The 12,268-nt window shown below is 69.7% G+C and carries 10 protein-coding genes and 2 pseudogenes; 6 read left to right on the top strand and 6 right to left on the bottom strand.

Annotation, left to right across the window (positions count from 1 at the left end; all coding sequences use genetic code 11):
• The first annotated feature begins 43 nt into the window (after positions 1-43).
• The 4 genes from G4G29_RS02815 to G4G29_RS02830 all read left to right on the top strand — a co-directional run bounded on the left by G4G29_RS02815 (position 44) and on the right by G4G29_RS02830 (position 4,664).
• Positions 44-415, top strand: coding sequence for a CrcB family protein (locus tag G4G29_RS02815; RefSeq protein WP_244632345.1), 372 nt, complete (start codon positions 44-46; stop codon positions 413-415).
• Complete coding sequence (locus G4G29_RS02820; protein ID WP_183151785.1) at positions 412-771, top strand: CrcB family protein; 360 nt, start codon at positions 412-414, stop codon at positions 769-771. The genes G4G29_RS02815 and G4G29_RS02820 overlap by 4 nt, the downstream gene beginning before the upstream one ends.
• A gap of 79 nt (positions 772-850) precedes the next feature.
• Positions 851-1,438: a TetR family transcriptional regulator gene (locus tag G4G29_RS02825; RefSeq protein ID WP_183151786.1), complete on the top strand. Its 588-nt coding sequence runs from the start codon at positions 851-853 to the stop codon at positions 1,436-1,438.
• 16 nt (positions 1,439-1,454) lie between these two features.
• A complete protein-coding gene (locus G4G29_RS02830) occupies positions 1,455-4,664 on the top strand; it encodes an efflux RND transporter permease subunit (RefSeq protein WP_183151787.1) in 3,210 nt (1,069 codons plus the stop codon).
• Positions 4,665-4,792: 128 nt separating this feature from the next.
• On the opposite strand, the gene G4G29_RS02835 is transcribed toward G4G29_RS02830, so the two are convergent.
• The 4 genes from G4G29_RS02835 to G4G29_RS02845 form a co-directional block, all read right to left on the bottom strand.
• Positions 4,793-6,373, bottom strand: a complete 1,581-nt coding sequence (locus G4G29_RS02835) for a hypothetical protein (RefSeq protein WP_210274230.1) — start codon at positions 6,371-6,373, stop codon at positions 4,793-4,795.
• Positions 6,264-6,875 (bottom strand): hypothetical protein, encoded by a 612-nt coding sequence (locus tag G4G29_RS02840; RefSeq protein ID WP_183151789.1) that lies wholly within the window; start codon positions 6,873-6,875, stop codon positions 6,264-6,266. Before G4G29_RS02840 ends, G4G29_RS02835 begins: the two co-directional genes overlap by 110 nt.
• Before the next feature lie 98 nt (positions 6,876-6,973).
• Entirely contained in the window at positions 6,974-7,252 is a 279-nt protein-coding gene (locus G4G29_RS21130) for a hypothetical protein (RefSeq protein ID WP_244632346.1), read from the bottom strand.
• A complete protein-coding gene (locus G4G29_RS02845; RefSeq protein ID WP_244632347.1) occupies positions 7,249-7,869 on the bottom strand; it encodes a hypothetical protein in 621 nt (206 codons plus the stop codon). The genes G4G29_RS21130 and G4G29_RS02845 overlap by 4 nt, the downstream gene beginning before the upstream one ends.
• A gap of 282 nt (positions 7,870-8,151) precedes the next feature.
• Here G4G29_RS02845 and G4G29_RS21135 point away from each other — a divergent pair, with 282 nt between their 5' ends.
• Both G4G29_RS21135 and G4G29_RS21140 read left to right on the top strand, forming a co-directional pair.
• On the top strand, positions 8,152-8,856 hold the full coding sequence (locus G4G29_RS21135; protein WP_244632348.1) for a hypothetical protein: 705 nt from the start codon (positions 8,152-8,154) through the stop codon (positions 8,854-8,856).
• A gap of 375 nt (positions 8,857-9,231) precedes the next feature.
• A pseudogene (locus G4G29_RS21140) lies at positions 9,232-10,185 on the top strand (DEAD/DEAH box helicase); the annotation flags it as partial.
• A gap of 366 nt (positions 10,186-10,551) precedes the next feature.
• On the opposite strand, the gene G4G29_RS02855 reads toward G4G29_RS21140, so the two are convergent.
• Together G4G29_RS02855 and G4G29_RS02860 are read right to left on the bottom strand one after the other, a co-directional pair.
• The gene (locus tag G4G29_RS02855; protein WP_183152740.1) at positions 10,552-11,094 is read right to left on the bottom strand and encodes a YaeQ family protein; all 543 of its coding nucleotides are present in this window, start codon (positions 11,092-11,094) and stop codon (positions 10,552-10,554) included.
• A gap of 188 nt (positions 11,095-11,282) precedes the next feature.
• Positions 11,283-12,230 (bottom strand): annotated as a pseudogene (locus G4G29_RS02860) (Rv2578c family radical SAM protein); the annotation flags it as partial.
• Between the last annotated feature and the right edge of the window lie 38 nt (positions 12,231-12,268).

The following is a 12,268-nucleotide window of genomic DNA, read 5'->3' on the forward strand; positions in this document are numbered from 1 at the left end:
ACATCGCGCCGGCCCGCTGACAGGCGCTACTACAGTGGCGAACGTGAACCTCCGTCGCCTCTTCCTCGTCGCCATCGGCGGCACGGTCGGAACGGCGGCGCGGCTCGGTCTCGGACTCGTGCTCCCCGACGGCGGCTTCCCGGCCGCGGTGCTCGTCGCCAACGTGGTCGGGTCCTTCCTGATCGGGGTGCTGGCGGCACGGCTGCCGGCGACGGCAGACCTGCGGCTGCTGCTGGGCACCGGGGTGCTCGGCGGTTTCACGACGTACAGCGCCTTCACGACGGGCACCCTGTCGCTGTGGGTGCACGAGCCCCTGCTCGCCTTCGCCTACGCCGTGGGCAGCCTCGTGCTCGGACTCGGCGCTGCGACGCTCGGGCTCCGCGTCGGCAGGCCGCGGACGGGGGCTGCGACGTGAGCCCGCTTCTGTTCCTCGGCGCCGCGCTCGCCGGAGGCATCGGTGCGGCGCTGCGGTACGTCGTCGACCGCGGCATGGCTCGGCTCGCCGGACGCCGCTTCCCGTGGGGCACCCTCGTGGTCAACGTCTCCGGCTCGTTCGTCCTCGGCCTCGTCACCACGGCGCTGCCCGATGCGGTGGTCCTGCTGGGAGCGGGCCTCCTCGGCGGATACACGACCTTCAGCACGGCCATGCTCGACACGGTGGCCCTGTGGCGTGACGGGGAGCGGCCGGCATCGGCGTTCAACGCCCTCGGCATGCTGCTGTCCGGCCTGGTGGCCGCGGGCCTCGGCCTGGCTCTCGGCGCCGTCCTGTAGTCGAGGAGCCCGACGCTCCCAGCATCCTCACAAACCGGAAATGTACAAACGTACATGTACGGATGTTCGAGGGGGCGGGATGAAGCAGGCCACACGCCGCAGACGGAACCCCGAGGCGCGACGTCGGGAGATCGTCGCCGCCGCATCCGAGCTCATCGTCGAGGTGGGCGCCGAGGCGGTCACGCACCGCAAGGTCGCCGCGCGCGCAGGCGTGCCGCTCGGCGCGACGACCCAGTACTTCGACACCCTCGACGACCTCCGTGGCGCGGCCTTCCGCGCGCTCGCCGATGAGGTCGATGCGCGCCTCGACGGGGTCAGGCAGACGCTCGCCGAACGGGGCGACAGTCCCGAGGTGATCGCCGCCCTCGTGTTCGAGAGCCTCGATGACCACCATGCGCTCCAGGCCGATCGTGCCGTGGTCACCGCCGCCGTGCACGACCCCCGGCTGCGCGAACTCGCGCGCCACCTCTCGGACCGCCTCGTCGAACTGCTCGAGCCCTCCTATGGCGAAGATCGTGCCAGAGCGGCGATGATCTTCATCGACGGCGTGATGTGGAGCATGCAGATCCGCGACACCCCTCTCGAACAGTCCTTCATCGAGACCGCACTGGCGCGGATCCTCGGAGATTCCGTCTCCACCCCCTCCGCCGCGACAGCCACACCCTGACACCGAGGACACCGCCTTGTCGAAACTCGCCATCCTGAGCCTGAAGAACCGCGCGCTCATCGCCCTCATCACCATCGTTGCGGCGGTGTTCGGCGGACTCGCGCTCACGAACCTCAAGCAGGAGCTCATCCCCTCGCTCGAGCTCCCGGCGCTCGTCGTCATGACGACCTACCCCGGGGCATCACCCGAGGTCGTCGAGAACGATGTGTCGACGCCGGTCGAGTCGGCCATCCAGGGGGTGCCGGGGCTCGAGTCGACCACCGCGACCAGCACGACCAACGCCTCGATCGTGCAGGCGATGTTCGCCTACGGCACGAACCTCGCGACGGCGGAGCAGAAGATCCAGCAGGCGATCAACCGGATCTCGTCGCAGCTGCCCGAAGACGTGACCCCGCAGGTGCTCTCGGTGTCCATCGACGACTTCCCGGTGATCCAGGTCGCCGTCACCGGATTCGAGGACGCCGACAACGCGCAGGCCGAACTGGAGTCCGTCGCGATCCCCGACCTCGAAGACGTCGACGGGGTCAATGCCGCCGAGATCGTGGGCGGCGTCGGTCAGCGCATCAGCATCACTCCGGATGTCGCGAAGCTCGCGGCGGAAGGGCAGAGCACACAGGCGATCAGCAACGCGCTGCAGCAGAACGGCACGCTCTTCCCCGGTGGCGACATCACCGAGAGCGGCCAGACGCTCACGGTCCAGACCGGGGCGAAGATCACCTCCGTCGACGAGATCGCCGCCCTCCCGCTCGTCGGGACGGCTCTGACCATCGGCGATGTGGCGACCGTCGTGCAGGAGTCCGATCCCGTCACATCGATCTCGCGCGTCGACGGTGAGGACGCCCTGTCGATCTCGATCACGAAGCTGCCGGCCGCCAACACGGTCGAGGTGTCGAACGGCGTGATCGCCGCCCTCGACGAGATCGGCGAGGCCTTCCCCGACGCCGAGTTCACGATCATCTTCGACCAGGCCCCGTTCATCGTGCAGTCGATCGAGACGCTGGCGACCGAAGGCCTGCTCGGCCTGGTGTTCGCGGTGATCGTGATCCTGGTGTTCCTGCTCTCGATCCGCTCGACGCTCGTCACCGCGATCTCGATCCCGACCAGCGTGCTCATCACGTTCATCGGGCTGCAGGCGTTCGGCTACTCGCTCAACGTGCTGACCCTCGGCGCCCTCACGATCGCGATCGGTCGTGTGGTCGACGACTCGATCGTGGTGATCGAGAACATCAAACGCCACTATGTGGGCGACGCCGACAAGGGCGATGCGATCCGCCTCGCCGTGCGCGAGGTCGCGATGGCGATCACGGCATCGACCATCACGACGGTCGCGGTGTTCCTGCCGATCGTGTTCGTCGGCGACATGGTGGGCGAGCTGTTCCGTCCCTTCGCCATGACCGTGACCATCGCCATGGTCGCCTCGCTCCTGGTCGCCTTGACGATCGTCCCGGTGCTCGCCTACTGGTTCCTCAAGCCCGGCAAGCCGCTGCTCGACGAGCACGGGAACCCCATCGACCCAGAGCACCCCGATGCGCCGCCGACGCAGTTGCAGCGGGTGTACCGCCCGATCCTCGGCTGGACGCTCAAGCACTCCGGCGTCACGGTGATCCTCGCCGTCGTGGTGCTCGGCGCCACGCTCGCGGCCGCGCCGCTGATGAAGATCAACTTCCTCAGCGACTCGGGCCAGAACACCATGACCGTGACGCAGGATCTGGGCCCGACAGCGAGCCTGCAGACGAAGTCCGATGCCGCGGTCGAGGTCGAGGACGCCCTGCTCGACATCGACGGCATCGAGCACGTGCAGGCGTCGATCGGCACGAGCGGCTCCGCGCTCAGCGACGCCTTCTCCGGCGGCGCCGGCGTCACCTACTCGGTCCTGACCGACGGCGATGCCGACCAGGAGAAGCTGCGGGCCGACGTCCAGGACGCGATCGACGGACTCGGCGACGACGTGGGCGAGGTGTCGGTCGCGGCATCGGCCGGCTTCGGGTCGAGCGACATCGAGATCACGGTTTCGGCTCCGAACGGCGACGACCTGCAGACCGCGACGACCGCGCTCGTCGAGGAGCTCGACGGACGTGCGGGTGTCGGACAGGTGACCGACAACCTCGCCGCGTCGCTGCCGTACATCGCGGTCGTCGTCGACAGGGAAGCCGCCGCCCAGCGCGGGCTCTCCGAGGTCGCCGTCGGCTCGATCGTGTCGAACACGATGCGACCGCAGCAGGCGGGGTCGGTCGAGATCGACGACACCGCCCTGACCGTCTACATCGTCACGCCGAACCCGCCCACCACGGTCGACGCGCTCAGGACGCTCGCGATCCCGACCCCGCTCGGCGTCGTGCAGTTGCAGGACATCGCGACCGTCGAACAGCGCAACGGGCCCACCTCGATCACGACCGAGCAGGGGCGTCGCACCTCGACCATCACGGTGCCGCCGGCGTCGGACAACCTCGCCACCGCGACGCAGTCGGTGAACGAGGCGCTCGCCGCGGTCGATCTGCCGGACGGCGCCTCGGCCGAGGTCGGCGGTGTCGCCTCGCAGCAGGCCGACTCGTTCTCGCAGTTGGGCTTGGCGATGCTCGCGGCGATCCTGATCGTCTACGTGGTCATGGTCGCGACGTTCAAGTCGCTGCGCCAGCCGCTGCTGCTGCTCGTGTCGGTGCCGTTCGCGGCGACCGGTGCGATCCTGCTGCAGATCGTCACGGGCGTGCCGCTCGGGGTCGCCTCGCTGATCGGTGTGCTGATGCTCATCGGCATCGTGGTGACGAACGCGATCGTGCTCGTCGACCTCGTGAACCAGTATCGGGAGAAGGGTCTGTCGACCATCGAAGCGGTGAAGGCCGGTGGCGAGAAGCGTCTGCGGCCCATCCTCATGACCGCGCTCGCCACGATCTTCGCACTGACCCCGATGGCGCTCGGCATCACCGGGCACGGCGGCTTCATCTCGCAGCCCCTCGCCATCGTCGTCATCGGCGGCCTGATCTCGTCGACCGTGCTCACGCTGATCGTGCTGCCGACGCTCTACAACCTCGTCGAAGGGGCGAAAGAGCGGCGGGCCGCGCGCCGTGCCGGTGGCTCGGATGCGGGAGGGACCCCGGCGCCGCACGCTCCGACCGGACCCGAGGTGCCCGGCGCCGCTGCCGCATCCGGACCGGTGCTGATCGACGCCTCGGGCCTGCCGCTCGCACCGCAGATCACCCGGCGCGAACTGCGCGAGCGCGGGGAGTAGGGCGAACCACGCTGCGGTCTCGTGCGAAGGCACAGACCGCAGCGCGAGGGCCGGCGAGTCGACCATCGACTCGCCGGCCCTTTGTCATGCGGACACCGTCCCGCCTTGGCGGAGAACCCGATCCCGGCTCAGCGTGCGCGTCGGCGGACGCCGATGAGGCCGCCGCCGATGAGGAGGAGCAGCGCGGCGACCCCCGCGGCGGCGAGCGGTGCCTCCGATCCGGTCGTCGCCAGACCACGTCCGTCCGCTGCGTCGGACACGACGGCGGTCGTGCCGCCGCCGGGGTGGGTGCCGTCGCCGGGATCGGTGCCGCCATCGGGCGTGGTACCGGGCGTGGGGAGCGGCACCACGATCGGCTCCCGCAGCGACGTCCATGCGTCTGCAGTGCGGTTATGGAACGTCGAGGGTCCGCCACCGTCGAGAGTGCGCCGCAGGAAGGCGCCGATGCCGTACTCGCCGTCGTCCGTGAGGACCCCCGCCGGGACGCGGATCGTCACGCCGAACGAGTTGTCGGTGTAGCGCATGCTCTCCCGATAGAGCTGCCCGTACCGCGTCTCTCCGCTCGTGGCGATCCATTCGCGGTGGCCTTCCTCTCCGGGAGCCCAGCTCCCGGCGGCGAAGAGCCCGACGTCGAGGGAGTAGCTGTGACCCTCTTCGTCCTGGGGCATCTCGAACCCTGCGCCGGTCACCCAGATCGAACCACCGCCTTCCGGTGTGAAACCGGCCAGCGGTCGCGCGCTGAGCTGCGGTCGGCCCGTGGCGGCGACCACGGTGTAGGCGACCGCGTCGGTGCGGACGCTGATGCCCGCCTGGGTCGTCGCGACGCCCCGCAGCAGCGTGTCGTGATCGCCGAGGGTCGCCGCCGGCAGCGTGAAACTGTCTTTGGCCCCCAGTTGCAGGCGTCGGTATTCGGTGCCGGGAACCGTCGTCCACGTGCGTCCGTCGTCCGTGCTGCGCTCCACGGCGAACTGCTTCGCGACCGGCATGCCGTCGGAGGTGAAGGCGAACGTCGGTCGCGTGCCCTCGATCGCATGCACCGGAAGCGGCTGCCCGGTGAGTTCGAGCGCACGGTAGGTCGTCGTGCGTACGTAGAAGTGACCGGTCACCACCGTGCCGACGGCATTCGTCCCGGTGAGCCGGATGAACCGGTCGTGCAGGGTCGCCCGGTCCACGGAGTCCACGCGCCAGGTCGGGGAGTTCTGACCGGTGACCGGGGTGTAGGGGCCGCCCGGTTCGGGAGCCGTCTCCCACTGATAGGAGTCGGCGCCGTCGATCTGCGCCGTGAACGTGACGGGGTGGCCTTCGACGAGCGGGCGGTCGCGGTCGATGCCGACGTGCGTGCGCACCAGCGGTATCTGCGCCGGTTCGTCCTTCTCGCCGAGCGTGATCACGATCGGCGAGCCGGCCTTCTCGCGGTCGCTCGGGCCGCCCGAGGTGTGCCAGTAGCTCTCGAGCTTCGTCTCGTAGTGGAAGTCGACGAAGCTCTCGGGCCAGGCACCCCATCCGGGGAGCTCTTCGCGACAGCCGACGGGCGCCGGCCCGAGTCCGCGTCGCCCGCAACGGCGAGGGGCGCGTAGTCGACACCGGTGAAGTCGGGCGTCAGGGTGAGCGTCTCGCCGGAGATGACGACATCCGAGAAGGTCGCGACGGTGGCCGTGCGAGCCGGCACCGGAGACTTCGTCGTGGGATCCGACATCGAAGACGCCCACCCTCCGACCGTGGCGGTGAGCGTCGCGGTGCCGTCGCCGGGGAAGGTGAGCTTCGGGTCCTGATCCACCACGGCACCATGCCGCCGTAACCGTTCGCCTGTGCCGCGCCCGTCCATTGCAGCATGCCGGAACCGCTGGCCGCATCGATCGTGCCGCGTCCGGCGTTGAACTGCATGCGCTGACCGAGTTCCGTTCCGCGGGCGCCCAGGCACACGTTCTGACGCGTCACTGGAACCGCGGAGCCGTCGGCGAGCCGTTTGACGATGCGGACATCGCCCTGTGCGGCGGCGAAGTCGAGCTGCGTGCCGGCGGAGAAGAACCAGCAGCCGTCGCCCGCGGGGTTCGCCACCTGATGGAGGGCGTTCACACCCCATTCCAGGCGGACGTCGGAGTAGGCGTCGCTCTCCTCGGCGGCAGCCGCCGGATGGGGGATCAGGATGCCGGCCAGCAGTGACAGTCCAGCGAGCGCGGCGGCGAGGTGACGCCGTCGTCGATAGGGCATGGGAATGCTCCTCGGGGTGTGGGGAGATATGACCGGGAATCGATCGGTCCCACTATATTTAGGTAAGGCTTACCTAAGCAACCACGAGAGGAAGAGGTTCAGGAGAAGGCGATGCCCCAGTGCAGCGTCCACGACTCGTCGGTCGAGAGGCGGCGGATCCCGAGGCCGCTGTTGAGCGCGTCGGCCGGAGCGGTCATCGGCTCGATCGCCACCGCGAGGCGCTGACCCGGGTACGCGGGCGTCGTGTAGACCTGCACGTAGTCGAAGCCCTCGCCCTGCCAGAGGGTCACGCGGCGACCATCGGGCGCGGTCAGCGAGTGGCGGACGCGCCCGTCGGCGTCGCGGCCGAGATCCGTGAATCCGGTGTCGAGCGTCACCTCCCGAGGCGGACACCGTCTCGAAGAGCGGAGTCGACCGGGCGCGTGCCGGTGGGGAGCATCCGCTCGTCGGTCACGAACGCCGTCTCGGCGGGAACCCGCAGCACGAGGTCGTGCGGGTCGACGTCGCCGATGGTCACGAACGGATGTGTGCCCAGGGCGACCGGCGCGGAGGATACCGAACGATTGGTGAGCGTGTGCGTCACCTCGATGCCGTCCGGCGTGAGGGTGTACGTCGCCGACGTCTCGATCAGATAGGGGTAGCCGGTCTGCGGCACGATCGTCGCCCGCAGCACGGCTTCGGCATCGGTGTGCGAGACCTCGTAGGCCGTGAACCGCAGCAGGCCGTGACTCGCGTTGTGGAGCTTCGGTTCGGTGATCGCCAGCGTGCGCGAGGTACCGCCGTCGTCCCATTTCCCGTCGCGCACCCGGTTCGGCCACGGGGTGAGGACCACCCCGGAGCACGCCGGGGTGGGCTGGTCGAGGGGATACGGCGGCACGACGTCGACGCCGCCGACGCGCAGCGCACGAAGCGATGCGCCGACCTGGGCGATCTGCGCCGTGACATCGCCGCGGTGGAGGGTGATCTGGGCGCCGGTGGGGGAAGCGGTACTCACCTCGTCATCGTACGGCCAGCCCCGGGTCGGCACTCTCCCAGGGGGACCAGGTAGTATCGAACGGTCGGCTTCGGACATCTGCGCGTTGGCGCGGACGTTTTATGTGTGTGAAGTGTGAGTCCAGGGGCCGATGGTGAGCGTCGCTCGACGCTAATCAACCATCACATGAATGGCCCCGGCCGCTGACAGTCCGGAACCCCGCTGGTCGAGTTCGACCATGCGCTGGGTGCATGCGCGTGCGCGCTGCGCTGTTCTCGTGCGAGAACACAGGAAGACATCGCAATGCCGAAGAACAAGAAGCCCCGCGGAGGGCGTCCGTCCGCCAACTTCGAGCCCCGCTACGGAGCCAAGAAGACCTCCTTCCACGACCGTCATCACGCAGCTCCCGCCCGTGACGGTGCGCGCGACGAGCGCGGTGGACGGGCGGATGCCGGCGACCGCCGCTCCGCTTCCGCCGCGGGCGGCTATGACCGCCGCCCCGGCAGCCGGAGTGCCGGCCACCGTGGCTACCGCCCGGCCGAGGCGGAGTCGGGTGCGCCCAAGCAGCGCTGGAACGCGTCGGAGCGTGCCGGCCGCGATGAGGCCCGCGGCATCCGCAACCGTGCCGAGTCGGGTCGCCGCGAAGCCCCGCACCACCGCAACGACGAGCGCTCAGAGCGCCCCCGGTACAACGACCGCTCCGGCGCCGGTCGCTTCGACGACCGTCCCCGTCGCGACGACCGCGGCGGACAGCGCCCGACCGGTCCCGGTACCTACCGTGACGACCGTGGCGGAGACCGCCCCCGCTACGACCGCGACGAGCGTCCGCGCCGTGACGACCGCGGTGCCGGCAGTCAGCGACAGGGCTTCCGCGACAACGACCACCGCGACGGCGGACGTCCCCGGTTCAACGACCGTGGTGCCGAGCGCCCCGGTTCAACGACCGCGGCAACGACCGTCCGCGGTTCGACCGCGACGAGCGCCCCGGCGCGACGACCGTGCCGGTGACCGCACCCGCTCGAACGACCGCGGGACCGAGCGTTCGTACGATGCCGACCGCGCCCGTCGCGCCTTCGACCGCGACCGCACGCAGCGCTCCTTCGAGGGGGACGCGAGCGTCCGTCGACCGGCGGTGCCTACCGCAGCGAGCGCCCGCGTCCGCTGACGTCGGACACGCGCGGTCGTCCGGCCCGCAACGACCGCCCGAGCCGCAACGACTGGAACGCCACCAGCCGCCCGGCATCGACCGGAGCCAAGTTCGAGCCGACCGACGACGTCGTGCACGAGCGCCTCGAGGCGAAGTCCGTCGCCGCCGTCGAGGTCGACGGTGTGAGCTTCGGTGACCTCGGTCTCGGCTCCAACATCGTCGAGACCCTCGTCGGCATGGGCGCGGCGACGCCGTTCCCGATCCAGGCCGCCAGCATCCCCGCCGTCCTCGGCGGACGCGATGTGCTCGCCCGCGGTCGCACCGGATCCGGCAAGACCATCGCGTTCGGTGCCCCGCTCGTCGAGCGCGTGCTGCAGTCGCAGGCCGGCAAGCGCCGGGAGTTCGGACGGTCACCGCGTGCGATCATCCTCGCTCCGACGCGCGAGCTCGCGCTGCAGATCGACCGCACCATCCAGCCGATCGCCCGCAGCGTGGGTCTGTTCACCACGCAGATCTACGGTGGTGTGCCGCAGGGCCGCCAGGTGGGCGCGCTCAAGAAGGGCGTCGACATCGTGATCGGCACCCCCGGCCGTGTCGAAGACCTCATCAACCAGGGCAAGCTCGACCTCTCTGACTGCCGCATCGCGGTGCTCGACGAGGCCGACCACATGTGCGAGCTCGGATTCGTCGAACCTGTGCAGCGGATCCTGCGTCACACCGCGGACGGCAGCCAGAAGCTCCTCTTCTCGGCGACGCTCGACCGTGAGGTCGCCGCGCTCGTCGACGAGTTCCTCGTCGACCCTGCCGTGTACGAGGTCGCGGGGGAAGACCAGGAGTCCAGCACGATCGAGCACCGCGTGCTCGTGATCGAGCACCGTGACAAGGCCGACATCCTCACCTCGCTCGTCGACCGCGAGGGCAAGACGCTGGTCTTCGCCCGCACCCGCGCCTACGCCGACATGCTCGCGGAGCAGTTCGACGATGCGGGCATTCCCGCCGTCTCGCTGCACGGCGACCTGAATCAGGCCAAGCGCACGCGCAACCTCGAGCGTCTGACCTCTGGTCGCGTGAACGTCCTCGTCGCCACGGACGTCGCCGCCCGCGGCATCCACGTCGACGACATCGACCTGGTCGTCCAGGCCGACGCTCCGGACGAGTACAAGACGTACCTGCACCGCTCCGGTCGTACCGGCCGTGCGGGTCGCTCGGGTCGCGTCGTCACGCTCATCACGCGTCAGCGTCAGCGTCGCATGACCGAGCTGCTCGACCGTGCCGAGATCGACGCGCCGTTCGAGAACGCGCGTCTGGACGACGACATCATCGAGGAGATCGCCGGCCGCATGCCGACCGCGGCCGCTCACGAGCTGACCTCCTCCGCACGAGGCCCCGTCCCGCTCCCGCGGGCCGGGGCCTCTGTCGTCCCCTCTCGAATCCCGTCCCGCCGTGCGGCCCGAGTGCGGCATCGCGCCGAGTGCACGGGATCCTCGCGCGAAGAAGCCGTGCGCTCGGCAGCATCCCGCGCGCTCGGCGGAACGGAGGCGGGGCGGGGGGCGGGGCTACGCGGGGAGTTCGTGCACGTGCACGGTGGAGGTCAGGTTCGTGCCGTTGAGGTCGAGGTAGATGACGCCCTCGGTCACGGTGAGGGTCATGGTGTTGCGCCGCTCGATCAGTGCGGCCGCGGTGTCGATGAACCCGGGGTCGAAGCTGTGGACGCGGATGTCCTCGCGGCGATGGATGCGCTTGTCGGCCCACGGTGCGATCACCTTGGCGGGGTCGCGGTGCGTGTAGACGACCGTGCGCGCGGCGAGGCGACTGCCGTAGTGCAGCCGTTCGGCGTCGGGCGCCCCGATCTCGACCCAGGTCGTGATCAGCCCGGTGAGGTCGCGCACCAGGACGGCCGGCTCCTCTGTCGAGGAGATGCTGCCGCCGAACGCGATGCCCTCACCGAACTCGAGGCCGTAGGCCAGCACACGGGTGAGCATGTACGCGTCGGTCTCGGAGGGATGCCGTGCCACGCGGAGGGAGTAGTCCTCGTAGACGCCGCGATCGGTGTCGGCAAGCTGCACCTCGAACGTGTGGACTGTCGAACCGATCGCCATGCTCCCGAGCCTACGCGGACGTGAGACCCGCGCCCGACCGCGGTGTCAGAACAGCATCGGCTGCGCGGGTGCGGCCGCCGCGCGCCCGCTGGGGGTGAAGACCACCGGCCCGGGGGACGATGCACCCGTCTGCACGTGCCCCTGTCCTGGTCGGAGTCCGCGCCGGGGTAGTCGTCTTCGTGGCGGCCGTCGAGACCGTGCATGCGGATGAGCGGGCGAGCCCGCTTCGAGAGCCACTGCCGATAGCCCTTCGGCGCCTCGGCCGAAGCGCCAGGATAGAGGCCCCGATACGAGGAGACGAGGTCAGGTCGATGAGCCTCGAGCCATTCGAAGAACCACGGCTTGACGCCGGGGCGCAGGTGCAGGGCGCCGTAGATGACGCTGCGGGCCCCTGCCTCCTTGATGCGCAGAAGGGCGCTGTCGATCGCGGCCAGAGAGTCGGTCATGTGGGGCATGATCGGCATCAGGAACACGGTCACGGGGAAGCCCGCGTCCGATAGGGCGCGCACCGTGTCGAGGCGGGCCTGGGTCGTCGGGGCTCCTGGTTCGATCGCCTTCTGCAGCTCGTCGTCGTACATCGCGATCGACATCTGCACGTCGACGGGCACCCGCTGTGCGGCTTTCACGAGCAGCGGGATGTCTCGGCGGATCAACGTGCCCTTGGTGAGGATCGACATCGGGGTCCCGGAGGCCGCCAGTGCCTCGATGATGCCGGGCATGAGCGTGTAGCGACCCTCGGCCCGCTGGTACGGGTCGGTGTTGGTTCCGAGGGCCACGGTCTCGTGCTGCCAGCTGCCTTTGCGCAGCTCGCGCTCGAGCACCTCGACGACGTTGACCTTGACCACGATCTGCGAGTCGAAGTCGGAGCCGCCGTCGAGGTCGAGGTACTCGTGCGTCCCTCGGGCGAAGCAGTAGACGCACGCGTGGCTGCATCCGCGGTAGGGGTTGATCGTCCACGCGAAGGGCATACGTGACGCGCCGGGGACGTGGTTCAAGGCGGACTTCGACAGCACCTCGTGGAACGTCATCCCCGCGAACTCGGGAGTGGTGAGCGATCGCAGCACGCTCGAGCGGTCTTCGAGTCCCGGCAGCGCCGCCGCGTCGGTCTCTCCGAGTTTCTGTCCCTGCCACCGCATTCCTCCATTCGAACAGAAGAACGATGATGACGCAAGCG

The organism is Microbacterium sp. Se63.02b, from assembly GCF_014171575.1.
Taxonomy (GTDB): Bacteria; Actinomycetota; Actinomycetes; order Actinomycetales; family Microbacteriaceae; genus Microbacterium.

Bases quoted from the DNA above. Each gene is read 5' to 3' on its own strand.
- G4G29_RS02825 (WP_183151786.1), top strand. From the start codon at position 851: ATGAAGCAGGCCACACGCCGCAGACGGAACCCCGAGGCGCGACGTCGG.
- G4G29_RS02840 (WP_183151789.1), bottom strand. From the start codon at position 6,875: ATGCCCTATCGACGACGGCGTCACCTCGCCGCCGCGCTCGCTGGACTG.
- G4G29_RS21135 (WP_244632348.1), top strand. From the start codon at position 8,152: ATGCCGAAGAACAAGAAGCCCCGCGGAGGGCGTCCGTCCGCCAACTTC.
- G4G29_RS02855 (WP_183152740.1), bottom strand. From the start codon at position 11,094: ATGGCGATCGGTTCGACAGTCCACACGTTCGAGGTGCAGCTTGCCGAC.